The sequence below is a fragment of the Saccharopolyspora indica genome (assembly GCF_027853965.1).
Classification (GTDB): Bacteria; Actinomycetota; Actinomycetes; order Mycobacteriales; family Pseudonocardiaceae; genus Saccharopolyspora; species Saccharopolyspora indica.
The window spans coordinates 415,741-430,775 of record NZ_JAQGLB010000004.1; the positions used below are offsets into that span (position 1 = coordinate 415,741).

Here is a 15,035-nt window from a genome sequence, read left to right on the forward strand (position 1 = left end):
GAGCCAGTCGTGTCCGAAGACCTGCTCGCAGGGTCTGCCCAGCCCGAGAGCCCGAAAGCCACCTACGCCGCTGCGGGGGTGAGCATCGAGGCCGGTGACGAAGCGGTCGAGAAGATGCGCCCGTGGGCGCAGCGCGCGACCCGGCCCGAGGTGCTCGGTTCGCTCGGCGGCTTCGCCGGCCTGTTCCAGCTCAAGCTCGACCGCTGGAAGGAGCCGGTGCTGGCCTCCTCCACCGACGGCGTGGGCACCAAGCTCGCCGTCGCGCAGGCCGTCGACAAGCACGACACGGTCGGCATCGACCTGGTCGCGATGGTGGTCGACGACCTGGTCGTCTGCGGTGCGGAGCCGCTGTTCCTGCAGGACTACATCGCCGTCGGCAAGGTCGTGCCGGACCGGATCGCCGAGCTGGTCAAGGGCATCTCCGAGGGCTGCGTGCAGGCCGGCTGCGCGCTGCTGGGCGGCGAGACCGCCGAGCACCCCGGGATGATGGCGCCCGGCGAGTACGACATCTCCGCGACCGGCGTCGGCGTGGTCGACGCGGACTCGATGCTGGGCGCGGACAAGGTGCGCCCCGGCGACGTGGTGATCGCGATGGGCTCGTCCGGGCTGCACTCCAACGGCTACTCGCTGGCCCGGCACGTGCTGCTGGACATCGCCCGGATGCCGCTGGACGGCCAGGTCGAGGAGTTCGGCCGCACCCTCGGCGAGGAGCTGCTGGAGCCGACCCGGATCTACGCCAAGGACTGCCTGGCGCTGGCCGCCGAAGCGGGCGTGCGGACGTTCGCGCACGTCACCGGCGGTGGCCTGGCGGAGAACCTGGCGCGGGTGATCCCGGGCGGCCTGACCGCGGTGCTGGACCGCGGCAGCTGGACGCCGGCGCCGGTGTTCCGGATGATCGCCCAGCGCGGCCGCGTCGAGGCCGAGGAGATGGAGCGCACCTTCAACATGGGCATCGGCATGGTCGCGGTGGTGACCGCCGAGGACGTGGACCGCGCCCTGGCGGTGCTCACGGCCCGCCACGTCCCGGCCTGGGTGCTCGGCGAGATCGCCAAGCAGCCCGCGGTCGAGGACGCCCGCGAGGAGGACCGCGTGATCCTGCGGGGCAACCACCCGCGGTTCTGACCCCGAACGCCGACGCGGCTCCCGGACACCGTCCGGGAGCCGCGTTCGCATTTCACCCGGCCGGTCGGGAATCCCCGGAGCGGCCGGTTCGTTGTACGGGGAGCTGGCGTGCGCGCGTGCCCCCGGGCCCCAACCAGAGCCTGCGAGGAATACCGTCCGGCTGGAGCCTCCCAGCGCCATCCGCCGAGAGGCGGCCCGCGCACGCCGGCGTCTTCTTCTGCGTCCCAGGTGGCTGTTTTGCGCGGCGGAACCCGTGGTGGAACCTCAGCGCCCGTCCACGCGCACGGCCGCTGGGACCTGGTCAACGCAACGAGCCGAGCGGTGCTTCACCGCTCGGCTGTTGACGTGCCCGAGGAGGTGGACGCACGCGAGTGGCGCCACCGGTTTCCCGGCGACGCCACTCCCGTGAGCTCCTCCTATGTGGGACTCCGCGAGTTCGTCAATTCCCGTCTTTTCGGCAAGACGAACGACTTGCGACGCATCCGTCCACCGAGCGCGCAGCGTTCAGCTGCCGTCCTCGGTGGAGATGTGCTTCAGCGTCGGCCGTAGTCGTAGTCGTCATACCCGTCATCGTGCGAGTCATCGCGGTCCTCGTTGGACCACTCGCCGGACTCCGGGACGGACAGCTCTCGCTGCAACGCCTCGATGTCCATGGACGGGGAACTGTACTTCAGCTCGCGGGCCACCTTCGTCTGCTTGGCCTTAGCCCGGCCGCGCCCCATGGCTCGACCCCCTCGCACAGGGTGTGCGGGGCGGACAGGGGAAAGTCGGCCCCGCATGATCTCGACAACTTTTCCTGTAACTACCGTACCGTGTCGAGGCGGTTGAACGCGACGTGGTGCCGGGTCTGAGTGGCCGTGTCTTGGGTGACGTCGCCCTCCCCCCTGTTTTCCGACGTCCGCGAGTCGCCGGAGGACCCGCTCGGGCGGTCTGGCACGATGCAGCTGTGCCTGAGCCGTTCGTCGCCTACCTGAGGGTGTACGAGCCCTTGTCGTCCTTCGACGCGCCGCTGCACGAGGAGTTGGCGGCGGTGGTCGAGCGGGGGCCGGTCGACCCGTTCGACGCCGGTCTGCGGGAGCAGGACGTCTGGCTGCGCAGCCAGCTCGCCGCCCCACCGCGCCTGCTGCCCGGGGAGACCGCCGACGGCGATGTGCAGGGCGTCGGCGACGTGCTGGTGCTCGATCCGAAGGAAGTCCCGAGCGGGCCCGCGGCCACGGTCGGCCCGGGGCCGCTGGTGTGCCCGCTGGACCTTCGCGGCCGTGCCGCGGCGGCGCTGGTCGGGTTCCTGGGCGATTCGGAGCTGCCGCTGCGCACGGCGGCGCTGACCGTGCCGGTGGAGCAGGCCAAGGTGCGCGCCAGCGCGGTGGTCAGCGAGCTGGCCGGTGGCGCGGTGCACGTGCTGTCGTCGACCTGGACCGTGCCGCTGCCCTGGTTCGTGCTGGTGGATCCGGAGGAGCGGTGCGTGTTCACCGAGCCGGACCGGCGCCGGGTGTGCTGGCGGGTGGCGATGGCCGACGCCCGCCGCCGGGTGGCCAGGGCGCACTCGATCGCCCGCCAGTCGATCGGCGACGACGGGCCCACGCGGATCCTGCGCGAGACGGGCCGCTGGCTGGAGCGCTTCCACCCGCACTCGGCGGTGGAGCTGGACTACGGCGGCCTGGTGCAGCTGATGTCCACCAGCGACCTGGACGCCGACACCTCGGCCGAGGACGTGCACGCGATCGTCGATGCGATGGAAGCCGACGACGCGGAGGAAGTGGCGACCCGCTACGAAGCCCTCCGGGACTTCTGGGCCGAGTTCGCCTCCCGGGAACGCCACAACTGACCTCCTGGGTTTCCAGGCTCGTTTTGCGTGGCGGTGCGGGTGGCGGAACCTCAGACGCCGCCTGGTCTGCGGGAGCCCGTTCTCATGTATGTCCAATACACGGCGAACGGGCTGTCCTCGCCAGACGACGTCTGAGAACCCGCGGCGGTGCGAGCTGCGTAGGTGGGTTATGCGCCTGCGGCGCATGCGACACCTTCTGCGGTGCGGCGCGTTGGTCGTCGCGGTCGCTGTTCAGGCGGTCAGGGGCGGCAGGTGATCTCGCCGTTGAGGACCGCGAACCAGCCGTCCTCCGCGTCGATCCAGGCGTGCCAGGCCGTCGCCAGCTCTTCCAGCTCGGTCCGGGTCGTCAGGCCGTGGCCCAGGGCCTGCTCGGCGAAGGACGAGCGGCGGATGCGGTCCGCCCACAGGTTGCCCCACCAGGCGCGCTCCTCGGGCGTGGCGAAGCACCACGCCGACGCCGTGCAGGTGACCTCGCGGAAGCCCGCCTCCCGCGCCCAGGCCTTCAAGTGCGTGCCGCCGTCCGGGTAGGCGTCGTTGTGGCGGGCGACGTCGCGGTAGAGCTCCAGCCAGCGGTCCAGGCCGGGGTTGTCCGGGAACCACCGCATGCCGCCGTAGTCCGCGTCGCGGGCCGCGACCACGCCGTCCGGCCGGCACACGCGCCGCATCTCGCGCAGCGCGGCGACCGGGTCGGTCAGGTGCTGCAGGACCTGGTGCGCGTGCACGACGTCGAAGGAGGCGTCGGCGTGCGGCAGGTCGTAGACGTCGGCGTTGGCGAAGGTGATGTTGTCCAGGCCGCGCTCGGCCGCCCCGGCGCGGGCGAGCTCCAGCGGTTCGTCGACGTTGTCCACGCCCAGCACCCGGCCGGGGGCGACCAGCGCGGCGAAGTCGTGCGTGATGGTGCCCGGCCCGCACCCGATGTCGAGCACCTCGCTGCCCGGCCGCAGGTGCGGGACGAGGTACGCGGCGGAGTTCTCGGCGGTCCGCCAGCGGTGCGATCGCAGCACGCTCTCGTGGTGCCCGTGGGTGTAGGTGTCCGACATGACATCCGTCTCAGATAGTGGGAGATTTGTTTCAGTATCTGAGCGTAGCGCGAACGAGGCCGGGTGGGAAGGCGTGCGTATCCGCGAGTGCGATCGTTCTGCGGGCATGCGAGATCGGCCGCGCTTTCGGCTGCGGCATCTGTCCGGGGTGGACGATTTCGCGCGAAATCGCCGTTCCTGCCGGAAAATATCGCCGATTTCGCGCGAAATCGGCGCAGGCGGCACCACCGGCATCCACTTCGGACACCGGTGGTGCGGTGCGGTCAGTGCCGGTCCCGCTCCTCCGCCAGGCGGTCGTCCACCGAGGCGACGCCTTCCCGGTAGCGGCGGGCGATCTCGGCGTTGAGCTGGTCCACCACCTGCTGCACCTCGCGGCGGCGTTGGGACACCGAGTCCTCTTCGGCGGTGTAGGCGTTGAGGGCCTGGTCCAGCTTCACCTCGGACAGCGACGTCACGTTGGAGAGGTCGACGTCGGAGACGAGCGCCTCGACGTGCCTGCGGTGCGCTTCCGCGCGCGAGGGCTCGGTGGTCTGGTAGCGGCCGGAACCGGTCGCCGGACCGACGGCGTTGTCCGACAGGATGTTCACCAACTGCTCGACCACCGAGGTCGAGCCGCCCTCCGCCCGCCGCCGCTGCTCGGCGCGCACGATGTCGATCCGGACGTGCAGCACGCGGCGCAGGTACGAGAGGTCGGTCTCCTCCTGCGCCGCCTCGTCCCGCAGCGCCCGCACCTCGCCCAGCGCGAGGTCTTCGATTCCACTGGTGTAGTCCGGGGACAGAACCCTGTCGATGCGGCGCCGTCCACCCGGGCGGACTTCGATCACGTGGCCATCCTCCGGCAATTCGGTGGAACTCGCCAACAATTCGCTGATGTCGTTGCGAAAGCGCTGCGCAAAGGTCCGGCTACCGGCCGCGCAACCGCTCCGCGGCGACGCGCCCCGGCGGCTCGCCGCTGTCCGGCGGCACCGAATCCGGGTCCACCGCGGCGGCGACCGACCGGCCCTCCTCCGGGTCGCCGGCGACGAGCTCGGCGTCCACCGGGGTCGAGCGCTTGAGCAGCGCCAGCGCCACCGGGCCGAGCTCGTGGTGCTGCACGACGCTGCCGATCCGGCCGACCTTGCGGTCGCCGTGCCACACCGGGTCGCCGGTCTCCGGCAGCACGTCCACCGAGCCGTCCAGGTGCAGCAGCACCATCCGCCGCGGCGGCTTGCCGACGTTGTGCACCTTGGCCACGGTCTCCTGACCGCGGTAGCAGCCCTTCGCCACGTGCGCGGCCACGTGCACCCAGCCCAGCTCGTGCGGGATCGCGCGGTCGTCGGTGTCCAGCCCGACGCGCGGGCGCAGCGCCTCCACCCGCAGCGCCTCGAAGGCGAGCGTGCCGGAGGGACGGATGCCCGCGTCGGTCAGCTTCGTCCACCACTCGACCAGCGATTCGCGCGGCACCACCAGGTCGATCGTCGGCAGCGCGCGGTAGGGCACGTTGCGCGCGAACCCGCCGCCGGGCAGCGCTTCCACCTGGTACGGCTTGGACGGCACCGCCGTGAACTGGGCGAGGATGCCGCCCGCGTCCGGGCCGATCGCGGTGAGCACCGCGAACTCCGCGGTGGCGTCCCGGGGCTCCACTTTGGACCAGAAGCGCATCGCTTCCAGGTACTCCGCCACCGGCTGCCTGCCATCGACGCCCATCGTCGGCAGCGCGCTGCTGGCCTGCGCACCGGCGTCGGTGTCCAGGTAGACCACGCCCTCGTGGTGGGCGACCAACAGGTGGCAGTCCACCCGGCCGTGGCTGTCCAGGATCAGCGCCTCGGTGCCCTGCCCCTCCGGCAGCTCGGTCAGGTGCTGCGAGAGCACCAGGTGCAGCCAGCTCAACCGCTCCTCACCGGGCACCGCGAGCACCTGCCGGTGCGACCGGTCGACCAGCACCGCGGAGCGGCTGGCCGAGCGCTGCTCGGCGAACGGGTCGCCGAAGTGCCATGGCACGCCCACGTCCACCGCGTCCTCCGGTGCGGGGATCGCACCCGGCAGGTCCAACAGGGGTGAACTCATCAGCGCTCCTCGATGTGTTGCGGGATGTCCGGCCGGCCGGGCGGGGCCGATCGGGACGTGCGTGCCATCAACCCACCTCGGTCGCGCGGCAGTTCCGGCACACGCCGGACAGCGCGAGGTGGGTCGCGTCCAGTTCGAAGCCGCGCTCGCGGCGCAGCTGCTCGGCCAGCGCGTCGAGCGTCTCGGTCGGCACCTCGTCGATCTCCCCGCAGCGGTGGCAGGCGAGGTGGACGTGCTCGTGCTCCTCGACGGAGTAGGTGGGGGCGCCGTGCCCGAGGTGCGTGTGCCGCACCAGCCCGAGCTCCTCCAGCAGGTCCAGCGCGCGGTAGACGGTGGTGATGTTGACGGTGGAGGCGGTGCCCTGCACTTCGCGGCAGACCTGCTCAGGCGTCGCGTGGCCGAGCTCGCGCACCGCGTCCAGCACCAGCTGGCGCTGCGGCGTCATCCGCATGCCACGTTGGTGCAAGGTGCTGCGCAGCGATCCCTGGTCGCTCAATGCCCGCTCCTGTGCTCGGCGCGCTCCGGTCGGCACTTCCGATCGTAACTCCGCTGCGCCGAGCACCGGAGGCGCGCGCGACCCGGCCCGGATCACGACACCGGAGGCTCTACGCTTCCGGCATGCGCGTACTGGCACTTTTGGACGGGTCGGTCGTCGACCCGGAGGCTCCGCTGTTCCGCGCCGACGACCTGGGGGTGATGCGCGGCGACGGGATCTTCGAGACGATCCTCGTCGCCGATCGGCAGCCGCGGGAGATCGGCCCCCACCTGGACCGGCTGGAGCGGTCCGCCCGGCTGATGCAGATGCAGCTGCCCGAGCGCGCCGCGTGGGAGCGGGCGGCGCAGGCGGTGATCGACAGCTGGCCGTGGGACACCGACCCGGAGATGGCGCTGAAGCTGGTGTGCACCCGCGGCCTCGACGAGGGCGACGGCACGCCGCACGGCTTCGCGATGGGCATGCAGATCGGCGAGGACACCCGGCGCAAGCGCCGTGACGGCGTCGCGGCGGTGATGCTGGAGCGCGGCTTCGCACCGGACCTGATGGACCGCGCGCCGTGGCTGCTGCTGTCGGCGAAGACCCTGTCGTACGCGGTGAACATGGCCGCCCTGCGGGAGGCGCAGTCGCGCGGCGCGGAGGAGGTCATCTTCACCGCCACCGACGACTCGGTGCTGGAAGGCCCGACCTCCACGGTGGTGATCGCCCGGGGCCGCACCCTGCTGACCACCCCGCCGAGCTCCGGCATCCTGCAGGGCACCACGCAGGGTGCGCTGTTCCGCGCCGCCGAGCAGGCGGGCTGGCGGACCGAGGTGACGGAGTTCCCGTCCTCGGCGCTGTTCGAGGCGGACGGCGTCTGGATGTGCTCCAGCGTCCGCCTGGTGACCCAGGTGCACACGATCGACGGTACGGCGATCAAGGCCGACCCGGACCTGCACGCCGAGATCACCCGGCTCTACGAGTCCAACTACTGATCTCCGACGCGATTTCAATGGAGATCGGGCACCCGGCTTCCATTGAAATCGCGACAGGTGCCGGCGTGTCAGCGCCCCGACGCGCCGACACCTGCGCGGACCAGGTCAGCCCATGGTCTTCTGGCCGTCGATGGTCTCGCGGATGATGTCCGCGTGGCCCGCGTGCTGGGCGGTCTCGGCGGCGATGTGCAGCAGCACCCGGCGCACCGTCCAGCGCTTGCCCTTCTCCTCGTCCCACGGCGCTTCCGGGAGCTGGTGGGCGAGGTCCAGGTCGGGGACCGTCTCGACGATCTCGTCGGTGTTCCGCGCGACCTCTTCGTAGTCGGCCAGCAGCGCGTCCAGCGTGTCCTCGTCGGTCACCTGGAACGTCGCCGCCTGCTCGGCGAAGGCCGCCTCGTCGTAGGCGTCGAACTTGCGGCCGTTGCGGATGAAGTCGGCCCAGTTCCGCTCCACCGCCGTGACGTGCTTGATCAGCCCGCCGAGGCAGAGCTCGCTCTGGGTCGGCCGCGAGCGGGCCTGCTCCTCGGTCAGGTTCTGCACCGTGTGCCGGAGGAAACCGCGGTGCGCCCGCAGCAGTTCCAGGATGTCCGCGCGCTCGCCGGTGGTGGTCATCGTGCCTCTTTCGTCGTCGTTGCCGAAGAAACTAGTGGCGGGGTCCGACAACGACAGCGCTTTCGTGCAACCGGATCCGTTTCCGGTGCGTCCCTGTAACCGGGGCCCGGAGGAGGTGTCGGAATTGCGCGGAACTGCGCGCCGGTGGATCGTCGGCGGCCCGGTCGTGGCCGGACTGCTGTGGGTGAGCGCGGCCTGGGTGCGGCAGCTGGTCCTGCTGCTGACCGGCTGCGGCGGGGGTCTCGGCAACCCGGGAATGACGGGCCGGCTGACCGGGGAGTCCTGCGTCATCTCCGATGAGCGCCCGCTGGTCGAGCTGCCCTGGCACCAGGACGCGTGGATAGCCGGGTTGGCGGTGCTCAGCCTCGGATGCGTGGTGGCCGCGCTGCTGACGCGGAGGTGGTCACCCCGGCTGGCCGTCGCCGCGGTGCCCGCGCTGGTCTTCGCCGGGGCGGAGATGGGCGTGCGCGGCGTGCGGCGCGCCACCGGATCGGAGCTGATCCACTACGCGGTTCCGGTGACGGAGAACGTGGCCTCGGAGGCGGGGCGCGAGGGCTGGAAGCTGTTCGTGTCCGAACAGGAGGTGTTCATCCCGGACGTCGGCACGACGCCGCTGGTCGTGGGATTCCTCGCCGGGCTCGGACTGCTCGGGCTCGTCGTGGGGGGGCTCCCCGCCCCCCCCCCCCACGCCCGTGCCTCGTGAGGGCACTGTCGGCGTAGCCGTCCGCGCCTTATAAGCGGCGTCAGCCGCTTGGAGCAGGCACGCAGCTCGCACCGCCGCGGGTTCTGAGTGGTTTCCTGGCGAGGACGGCCCCTCCGCCGTTGGTCATACATAAGGAGGGGCACCCGCAGTCCAGGGAAGCGCTCAGGTTCCGCCACCCGCACCGCCACGCGGAACAACCACGAAGAGGTCCTGAAGTCAGCCGACGATGCGGTCGAGCTTGGCCGACAGGCGGGGCTGGAGCTCGTGCTCGGAGGTCGCGCGCTCCTCGACGTAGGCCAGCGAGCCGTCGACCACGCCGTAGAGCCTGCTGGCCGCCGTGACGTCCTCGCTGGACGGCGTGCGCAGGACCGCGTCGGTGCCGAACTGCCAGGTGGTCTGGGCCGTCGGCTGGCCGAAGAACATCTCGGCGACGCCCGTCTCGTGCAGGATCAGCAGCTCGATGGTGTCGTCCGGCTGCGGGCGGAAGAACCCGGTCTCACGGAACGCGGGGCCGACGACCTCGCCGCCCTCCCCGTCGAGCCGCCACGCGCGGCTCTCGTAGATCAGGAACGGCCGGCCGTCGTGCGAGATCGTGACCTGCTGGACGAACCGGTAGGTCTCCTCCAGCGACGGGTGCGCGGCCTCGCCCTCACCGCGCCACACGCCGACCATCGGCAGCAGCGCCAGGCACGCGTCGTTCAGCGACGGTCCGAGGCGCAGGTTGGCGGTGTCACCAGGGCCGGGCAGGTCCTCGAACTCCGGCACGTTGCGGTGCGCGGTGAGCTTGGCGCGCTCGGCAGCTGCGGCGACTGCGGCGTCACCGCTGCCGCGCTGCGGTTCGTTGGGCGTTGCAGTCACGGTGGGAAGGCTACCGGTAGCCCCGGCTCAGTCGCTGTACAGGCGGTACACCACGTAGGCGCCGAACCAGATGGTCGCGACCGCGGCGAGGCCGACGAGGGTGACGAGGCCGTAGTGCAGGAAGTCGATAAGTTCCACGGGCAAAGAATAACCACCAAGCGAGCCCGGCGGGGTGTGGCGTCGGGCATGATCTGGCGGGCACCCACGGCCTGGACGGGAATCACATGGACTTCGAGACGTTGCGCGAGCGGGCGCTGGCCTTCCGCGAGGACCTGCTGGCGCGCAAGGACGAGATCGCGCCCAGCGACTTCGGCTGGTACCCGTACGACACGATGGCCAACATCTTCCACCTGGACGCGCTGCTCAGCGGGCCGCAGCGGCAGGTGTTCGACCGGATCGCGGGCACCAGGATCGCCGACATCGGTGCCGCCGACGGCGACTTCGGGTTCTTCCTGGAGGCGGAGCTGGGCTGCCAGGTGGACGTGATCGACAACGCGCCGACCAACTTCAACGGCCTGCGCGGCGCGCGGCGGCTGGTGGCGGAGCTGGACTCGAAGGTCCAGGTGCACGAGATCGACCTGGACGCGCAGTTCGAGCTGCCCGCCGAGCACTACGGCGCGGTGTTCTTCCTCGGGCTGCTCTACCACCTGAAGAACCCGTTCTTCGTGCTGGAGCAGCTGGCCGAGCGCGCGGACCTCTGCTTCGTCTCGACCCGGATCGCGCAGCTCACCCCGGACGGCACCCGCATCCAGCAGCAGCCGGTGGCCTACCTGCTGGACCCGACCGAGGCGAACAACGACGCGACCAACTTCTGGATCTTCAGCGAAGCGGGCCTGCGCCGCCTCTTCGACCGCACCGGCTGGGAGGTGGTCGACTTCACCACGGTCGGCTGCACGCAGGACTCCAACCCGAGCGCCCAGGACCGCGACGAACGCGCCTTCGCCCTCCTCCGCTCCAAGCGCACCCGCTGATCACGCGACCGCGTGAACGGTGAAGGGCACCTTTCACCAAGTGTGTTGGCGAAAGGTGCCCTTCACTCCGCACCTCTTGGTGCTGGGTTGAGGCTGCGGTGGACGAGGTGAAGGGCACCCTTCGCCGAGTAAGCGGGCGAAAGGTGCCCTTCACCTCGAAAGATCGCTCCGTCAGGCGACCGCGATGTCCACCGGGTGGACGCCGGGGCCTGCCGTGGTGACGGTGGACTGGCCCTTGCCGTCGCGGTGCAGGGCCCGGACCGTCCAGTCGCCGGGGGCGGCGTAGAAGCGGAAGTCGCCCTCCGGGGAGGAGACCACCTCCGCGGTGAACTCACCGGAGGAGTCCAGCAGGCGGACGAAGGCCCCGCCGACCGGCTCGTCCCCGGCCCGCACCTTCCCGGTCACCACGACCTGGTCGGTGTCCTCGGCCACCGCCGTCGCCGACTGCTGCGGCGCTCCGCATCCGCTGCTCATGCTCATCTCCTCCAGTCCGGGGATCTGCTTCAGCTCTGTCCTTGGCCTTGTCTTGAAACGCCGGAGGCGTTTAGCGCCCGCCCTCGGCGCTTGCACCGCTACCGGCACCGCCGCGCAAAACGAGTCCGTCAGACAGAAGTTCAGTTCTTGGCGGCTTCGGTGGGGTTCTCGATCGGGACGCCGACCAGCGAGCCGTACTCGGTCCAGGAGCCGTCGTAGTTCTTGACGTTGGTGTTGCCCAGGAGCTCGCGGAGGACGAACCAGGTGTGCGAGGAGCGCTCGCCGATGCGGCAGTAGGCGATGGTGTCCTTCGCGGTGTCCAGCCCGGCCTCGGCGTAGATGTCCTTCAGCTCCTCGTCGGACTTGAAGGTGCCGTCCTCGTTCGCGGCCTTGCTCCACGGGACGTTGATCGCCGACGGGATGTGCCCGGCGCGCTGCGCCGACTCCTGCGGCAGGTGGGCGGGCGCGAGCAGCTTGCCCGCGAACTCGTCGGGGGAGCGCACGTCGACCAGGTTCTTGTTGCCGATCGCGTCCACCACCTCGTCGCGGAACGCGCGGATCGAGGTGTCCGGCTCCTGCGCCTGGTAGGTGGTGGCGGCCTTGTTCGGCTCCTCCTTGGTGAGCTCGCGACCGTCGAGCTCCCACTTCTTGCGGCCGCCGTCGAGCAGCTTGACGTCGCCGTGGCCGTAGAGCTTGAAGTACCAGTAGGCGTAGGCGGCGAACCAGTTGTTGTTGCCGCCGTAGAGGATCACCGTGTCGTCGTTGCTGATGCCCTTGGCGGACAGCAGCTTCTGGAAGCCCTCGCGGTCGACGAAGTCACGGCGCACGTGGTCCTGGAGCTCGTTCTTCCAGTCCAGCTTGATGGCACCCGGGATGTGGCCGCCGTCGTAGGCGGTGGTGTCCTCGTCGACCTCGGCGAAGACGATCCCAGCGGTGTTCAGGTTCTGTTCGGCCCACTCGGTGGAAACCAGGACCTCTGCGCGGCTCATCGAGCGACTCCTTCGTTGATCTTCGGTGGTTCAGCGGGGATCGGAAGCGGTCGCCCCGGCGGGTGCCAAACGCCGGAGCACCAGGTACAGCTGGCAGCCGAGGCAGTAGCCGAACACCGCGTTGAGCAACGCGGCGACCAGCGCTAACGCGTTCGCGACGAGCCCGAGGGTGGTCCACCCGGCCGCGTACCCGACGGTCGCCACCAGGGCGAACGCGAACCCGATGCCCTGCGAGAACCGGACGGGTGCCGGATCTTCGCGATCGGCCTGGTCGATCGGGGAGAGGCGCGGTTGCACCGCCTGCCGGTACACGAAGCCCCACGGGTTGAGCCGCATGCCGATGAACGCGCACATGCCGAACAGCACCATCTGGGCGGCCAGCACGCGCCAACTGGCGGTGATCAGCCCGAGGGCGAGGATCGCGCTGGTCATCGCGGCGGTGAAGCGGACGCCGCGCGGGTCGAGCGTGCCGGCAGACATGGGGCCTCCTGACTGTGGACTTCGGCTGCCGAGTCCGTCAGGCGGTGTGGACGAGCACCTGCGTCACGACACGGCCGTGCGAGGTGCAAGACGTACTACCGCCCGGTCAGTGCCCGCAACACAGGCTGCTACCCACGCGGCAGAGATCGACCGCGCGCCTTCGGGTCAGCAGTACATGCACGGGTCGGAGGTTACCGGCTGGACCGATCGGCGGGAAGGACGTTCACAGGGTGGGACGCGAGCTCGCCCGTCACCCGGGTCCTGGTCAATTTCGTACGAAATTGACGCGGGGCCCGTCAGGCGAGGTGGGGTTGGAGGGCGGTGGCGAGGTTGTCGCGGTGGGGGACGCCCTTGATGCGGAACAGCTCGTCGCCCGCGGCGTTCAGGACGAGGGTCGTCGGCGTCGTGTGCACGCGCAGCGGCGTGGACCACTCCGGGTGGTCGGTGAGGTCGACCTCCACGTGCCGGACCCCGTCGGTGCGCTGGGCGAAGTCGGCCAGCAGGACGCGGGTGTGGCGGCACGGCGCGCAGAAGGTCGTCGACAGCTGCAGCAGCGTGACCTTCGCGTCGGGGCCGTCGGCGAGGCGCTGCTTGAGCACGTCGGGGAGTAGCTCGGTCATGTTCTGCCCACCGTTCCGCTCGCGGGCCTTGCCCTGCCCGGCCTTCCACACCGCGCCGCCCAGCAGCGCCGCGGCCACGGCGATCAGCAACGCCCAGACGCCTGCGCTCACCCGGTGGTCACCCCGTCCGCGCTGACCGTGACGTTCTCCGCGACGCCCTCGACGACCAGCGCGCCGCGCTCGGCGCGCACCGCGGTGGGCTTGACCTCGAACGGCAGCATGCCGGGGTCGAGCGTGGTGCTGAACTGCTTGAGCACCGACTTCTCGAAGATCGACGGGAGCTCGATGGCGCCGAAGGTGCTGTTGTTCAGGTCCAGCTTCCGCGGTTCGATCTGCATCTTGCTGTTGACCAGCGACAGCACCGCGATCACCCGCACCTTGTTGTCCGAGCCCGCGATGTTCACGGTCCCGTCGAGCTGCACCACCGCCTTGGTGCGGTCGGTGCCAGCCGAGAGCTGCTCGTCGGCCTCGCTGATGTTGCCGTCGTCATCGGCCAGCGCGTCCTTGGCGGCCGGGTTGACGGTGAGGTCCTGGATGCCGATCAGCCGCGCCACGTCGGAGGCCCGCAGCTTCACCCGGGCCACGAGCTGGTCCACGACGAGCCGGTCGGCGGTGCCCGCGATCAGCTCGGAGGTGGACACCTGCGCGCCGTGCAGGTCGGCCTCGATGCCGACCTCGTTGAACGGGCCCACCTGCACCGCGTTGGCCGCCATCTGCACGTCCCGGTAGTTCCCGGCGATCACCTGGGTGAGGAACGGGAAGCCGTTGATCCGCACCTCGGGGTTCTCGCGCAGCTGCAGCTGCTCGGCGACCTTCTTGGACACCTGGTACTCGGCGAAGGCGGCGCCGCCGAAGTCGGCGCCCACGAGCAGGCCCGCGACGATGACGAGGGCGATGACGAGCTTCTTCACCGAGCGGTCCGTTTCTGTCGGGGCAGCAGGCGGTTCAGCGACCGCCACGATCGGGTGGTGCCACTGTATCCGCCGCCCACCGCGCGATGCGGTCCACCAAGTCCGGCGTGGCCGCGCTCTCGGCGTGCCGCATGCCCGCTTCCAGCCACAACTCGCCGCCGCCCGCCTCGCTGAGGGCGACCGCGTCGGCGACCGGGAAGTAGTGGTCGTCCGCGCCGTGCACGATCAGCTGCGGCACCGGGATGCGCCGGACGAGCTCGATCGGCGAGACCGGCACCTCGCTCCACGGCGGGGCGAGGCGGACGCCGAGCAGCCGCGCGCTCAGCCGGCCGTGCGGCTGCTCCAGCAGCCAGTGCAACCTGCGCATCGCGGGCGTGTCGCGCACCCACCAGCGCGCGGGGCTGCTGACCGCGACCACCGCGTCCGGTGGCGTGCCCAGAGCGGCTTGGCGCAGCACCACCGCGCCGCCCAGCGAGAAGCCGATCGTGACGATCCGGCGGCAGCCGAGCTCGCGCAGGTGCGCGACGGCGGCGTCGATGTCCAGCGCTTCGGCCGGGCCGACGGTGGTGCGGCCGCCGGAGCGCCCGTGGCCGCGGAAGTCGGTCGCGAGCACCGGGCCGCGCCGGGCCAGGCGGTGCAGGACCCGCTGCACGGCGGGTTTGCGGATGTGGTTGGTGAAGCCGTGCCCGACGACGAACCCGAGGTCGGCGGGCAGCCCGGGACCGGGCAGCAGCAGACCGCGCAGCGCGGTACCGTCGGCGGCCGACAGCGCCACCGCGCGAGGGCGAAACATCCGCGCAACACGGGTGCGGTTGCTGTTCACAAATGTGATGCGACCCGTTGGACCTGGGAATTTCCGCTGCATGTCGGTTATTCTCCTTGCCATCCACAGGCAACGACGCCGAGTCATCCGCCGC

At 70.8% G+C, this 15,035-nt stretch carries 19 protein-coding genes; 5 read left to right on the forward strand and 14 right to left on the reverse strand.

Translation table 11 applies throughout. From position 1 onward, the window contains the following. Positions 1-9 precede the first annotated feature (9 nt). Positions 10-1,122 (forward strand): phosphoribosylformylglycinamidine cyclo-ligase, encoded by a 1,113-nt coding sequence (purM, locus tag OU416_RS12590; protein WP_270927073.1) that lies wholly within the window; start codon positions 10-12, stop codon positions 1,120-1,122. Positions 1,123-1,655: 533 nt separating this feature from the next. On the opposite strand, the gene OU416_RS12595 is transcribed toward purM, so the two are convergent. Continuing rightward, positions 1,656-1,844 (reverse strand): DUF3073 domain-containing protein, encoded by a 189-nt coding sequence (locus OU416_RS12595; protein ID WP_093159217.1) that lies wholly within the window; start codon positions 1,842-1,844, stop codon positions 1,656-1,658. Between the two features lie 224 nt (positions 1,845-2,068). Between OU416_RS12595 and OU416_RS12600 the strand changes: the two genes are divergently transcribed. Then, the gene (locus OU416_RS12600) at positions 2,069-2,947 is read left to right on the forward strand and encodes a hypothetical protein (protein ID WP_270927074.1); all 879 of its coding nucleotides are present in this window, start codon (positions 2,069-2,071) and stop codon (positions 2,945-2,947) included. A gap of 239 nt (positions 2,948-3,186) precedes the next feature. On the opposite strand, the gene OU416_RS12605 is transcribed toward OU416_RS12600, so the two are convergent. The 4 genes from OU416_RS12605 to OU416_RS12620 all read right to left on the reverse strand — a co-directional run bounded on the left by OU416_RS12605 (position 3,187) and on the right by OU416_RS12620 (position 6,529). Further along, positions 3,187-3,987, reverse strand: a complete 801-nt coding sequence (locus OU416_RS12605) for a methyltransferase domain-containing protein (RefSeq protein ID WP_270927075.1) — start codon at positions 3,985-3,987, stop codon at positions 3,187-3,189. A 263-nt stretch (positions 3,988-4,250) separates the two neighbouring features. Further along, complete coding sequence (locus OU416_RS12610) at positions 4,251-4,811, reverse strand: RsiG family protein (protein ID WP_270927076.1); 561 nt, start codon at positions 4,809-4,811, stop codon at positions 4,251-4,253. A 79-nt stretch (positions 4,812-4,890) separates the two neighbouring features. Further along, positions 4,891-6,033: a CAF17-like 4Fe-4S cluster assembly/insertion protein YgfZ gene (gene ygfZ, locus OU416_RS12615; RefSeq protein ID WP_270927077.1), complete on the reverse strand. Its 1,143-nt coding sequence runs from the start codon at positions 6,031-6,033 to the stop codon at positions 4,891-4,893. A gap of 67 nt (positions 6,034-6,100) precedes the next feature. Continuing rightward, positions 6,101-6,529, reverse strand: coding sequence for a Fur family transcriptional regulator (locus OU416_RS12620; protein ID WP_270927078.1), 429 nt, complete (start codon positions 6,527-6,529; stop codon positions 6,101-6,103). A 122-nt stretch (positions 6,530-6,651) separates the two neighbouring features. On the opposite strand from OU416_RS12620, the gene OU416_RS12625 reads away from it, so the two are divergent. Beyond that, positions 6,652-7,500 carry an aminodeoxychorismate lyase gene (locus OU416_RS12625; protein ID WP_270927079.1) on the forward strand — a complete coding sequence of 283 codons (849 nt, stop codon included), beginning with the start codon at positions 6,652-6,654 and terminating at the stop codon, positions 7,498-7,500. Between the two features lie 105 nt (positions 7,501-7,605). Here the strand turns inward: OU416_RS12625 and OU416_RS12630 are convergent, their stop codons facing one another. After that, positions 7,606-8,112 carry a DinB family protein gene (locus tag OU416_RS12630; RefSeq protein ID WP_270927080.1) on the reverse strand — a complete coding sequence of 169 codons (507 nt, stop codon included), beginning with the start codon at positions 8,110-8,112 and terminating at the stop codon, positions 7,606-7,608. Positions 8,113-8,236: 124 nt separating this feature from the next. Here OU416_RS12630 and OU416_RS12635 point away from each other — a divergent pair, with 124 nt between their 5' ends. Continuing rightward, positions 8,237-8,815, forward strand: a complete 579-nt coding sequence (locus OU416_RS12635) for a hypothetical protein (RefSeq protein ID WP_270927081.1) — start codon at positions 8,237-8,239, stop codon at positions 8,813-8,815. A gap of 216 nt (positions 8,816-9,031) precedes the next feature. Here OU416_RS12635 and OU416_RS12640 read toward each other — a convergent pair whose 3' ends face one another. Beyond that, the gene (locus OU416_RS12640) at positions 9,032-9,673 is read right to left on the reverse strand and encodes an FABP family protein (protein ID WP_270927082.1); all 642 of its coding nucleotides are present in this window, start codon (positions 9,671-9,673) and stop codon (positions 9,032-9,034) included. Positions 9,674-9,897: 224 nt separating this feature from the next. Between OU416_RS12640 and OU416_RS12645 the strand changes: the two genes are divergently transcribed. Further along, positions 9,898-10,644 carry a class I SAM-dependent methyltransferase gene (locus OU416_RS12645; protein WP_270927083.1) on the forward strand — a complete coding sequence of 249 codons (747 nt, stop codon included), beginning with the start codon at positions 9,898-9,900 and terminating at the stop codon, positions 10,642-10,644. A gap of 171 nt (positions 10,645-10,815) precedes the next feature. Here the strand turns inward: OU416_RS12645 and OU416_RS12650 are convergent, their stop codons facing one another. The 7 genes from OU416_RS12650 to OU416_RS12675 form a co-directional block, all read right to left on the reverse strand. Beyond that, on the reverse strand, positions 10,816-11,118 hold the full coding sequence (locus tag OU416_RS12650) for a DUF1416 domain-containing protein (protein WP_270927084.1): 303 nt from the start codon (positions 11,116-11,118) through the stop codon (positions 10,816-10,818). A 140-nt stretch (positions 11,119-11,258) separates the two neighbouring features. Beyond that, complete coding sequence (locus OU416_RS12655; RefSeq protein ID WP_270927085.1) at positions 11,259-12,107, reverse strand: sulfurtransferase; 849 nt, start codon at positions 12,105-12,107, stop codon at positions 11,259-11,261. A gap of 30 nt (positions 12,108-12,137) precedes the next feature. Continuing rightward, positions 12,138-12,587, reverse strand: a complete 450-nt coding sequence (locus OU416_RS12660; protein WP_270927086.1) for a DUF4395 domain-containing protein — start codon at positions 12,585-12,587, stop codon at positions 12,138-12,140. A 106-nt stretch (positions 12,588-12,693) separates the two neighbouring features. Beyond that, on the reverse strand, positions 12,694-12,768 hold the full coding sequence (locus OU416_RS40300; RefSeq protein WP_350945149.1) for a putative leader peptide: 75 nt from the start codon (positions 12,766-12,768) through the stop codon (positions 12,694-12,696). Between the two features lie 115 nt (positions 12,769-12,883). Further along, the gene (locus tag OU416_RS12665; RefSeq protein WP_270927087.1) at positions 12,884-13,318 is read right to left on the reverse strand and encodes a TlpA family protein disulfide reductase; all 435 of its coding nucleotides are present in this window, start codon (positions 13,316-13,318) and stop codon (positions 12,884-12,886) included. Next, positions 13,315-14,118, reverse strand: a complete 804-nt coding sequence (locus tag OU416_RS12670) for an LmeA family phospholipid-binding protein (protein ID WP_270927088.1) — start codon at positions 14,116-14,118, stop codon at positions 13,315-13,317. The genes OU416_RS12665 and OU416_RS12670 overlap by 4 nt, the downstream gene beginning before the upstream one ends. A 34-nt stretch (positions 14,119-14,152) precedes the next feature. Then, on the reverse strand, positions 14,153-14,911 hold the full coding sequence (locus OU416_RS12675) for an alpha/beta hydrolase (RefSeq protein WP_270927089.1): 759 nt from the start codon (positions 14,909-14,911) through the stop codon (positions 14,153-14,155). Between the last annotated feature and the right edge of the window lie 124 nt (positions 14,912-15,035).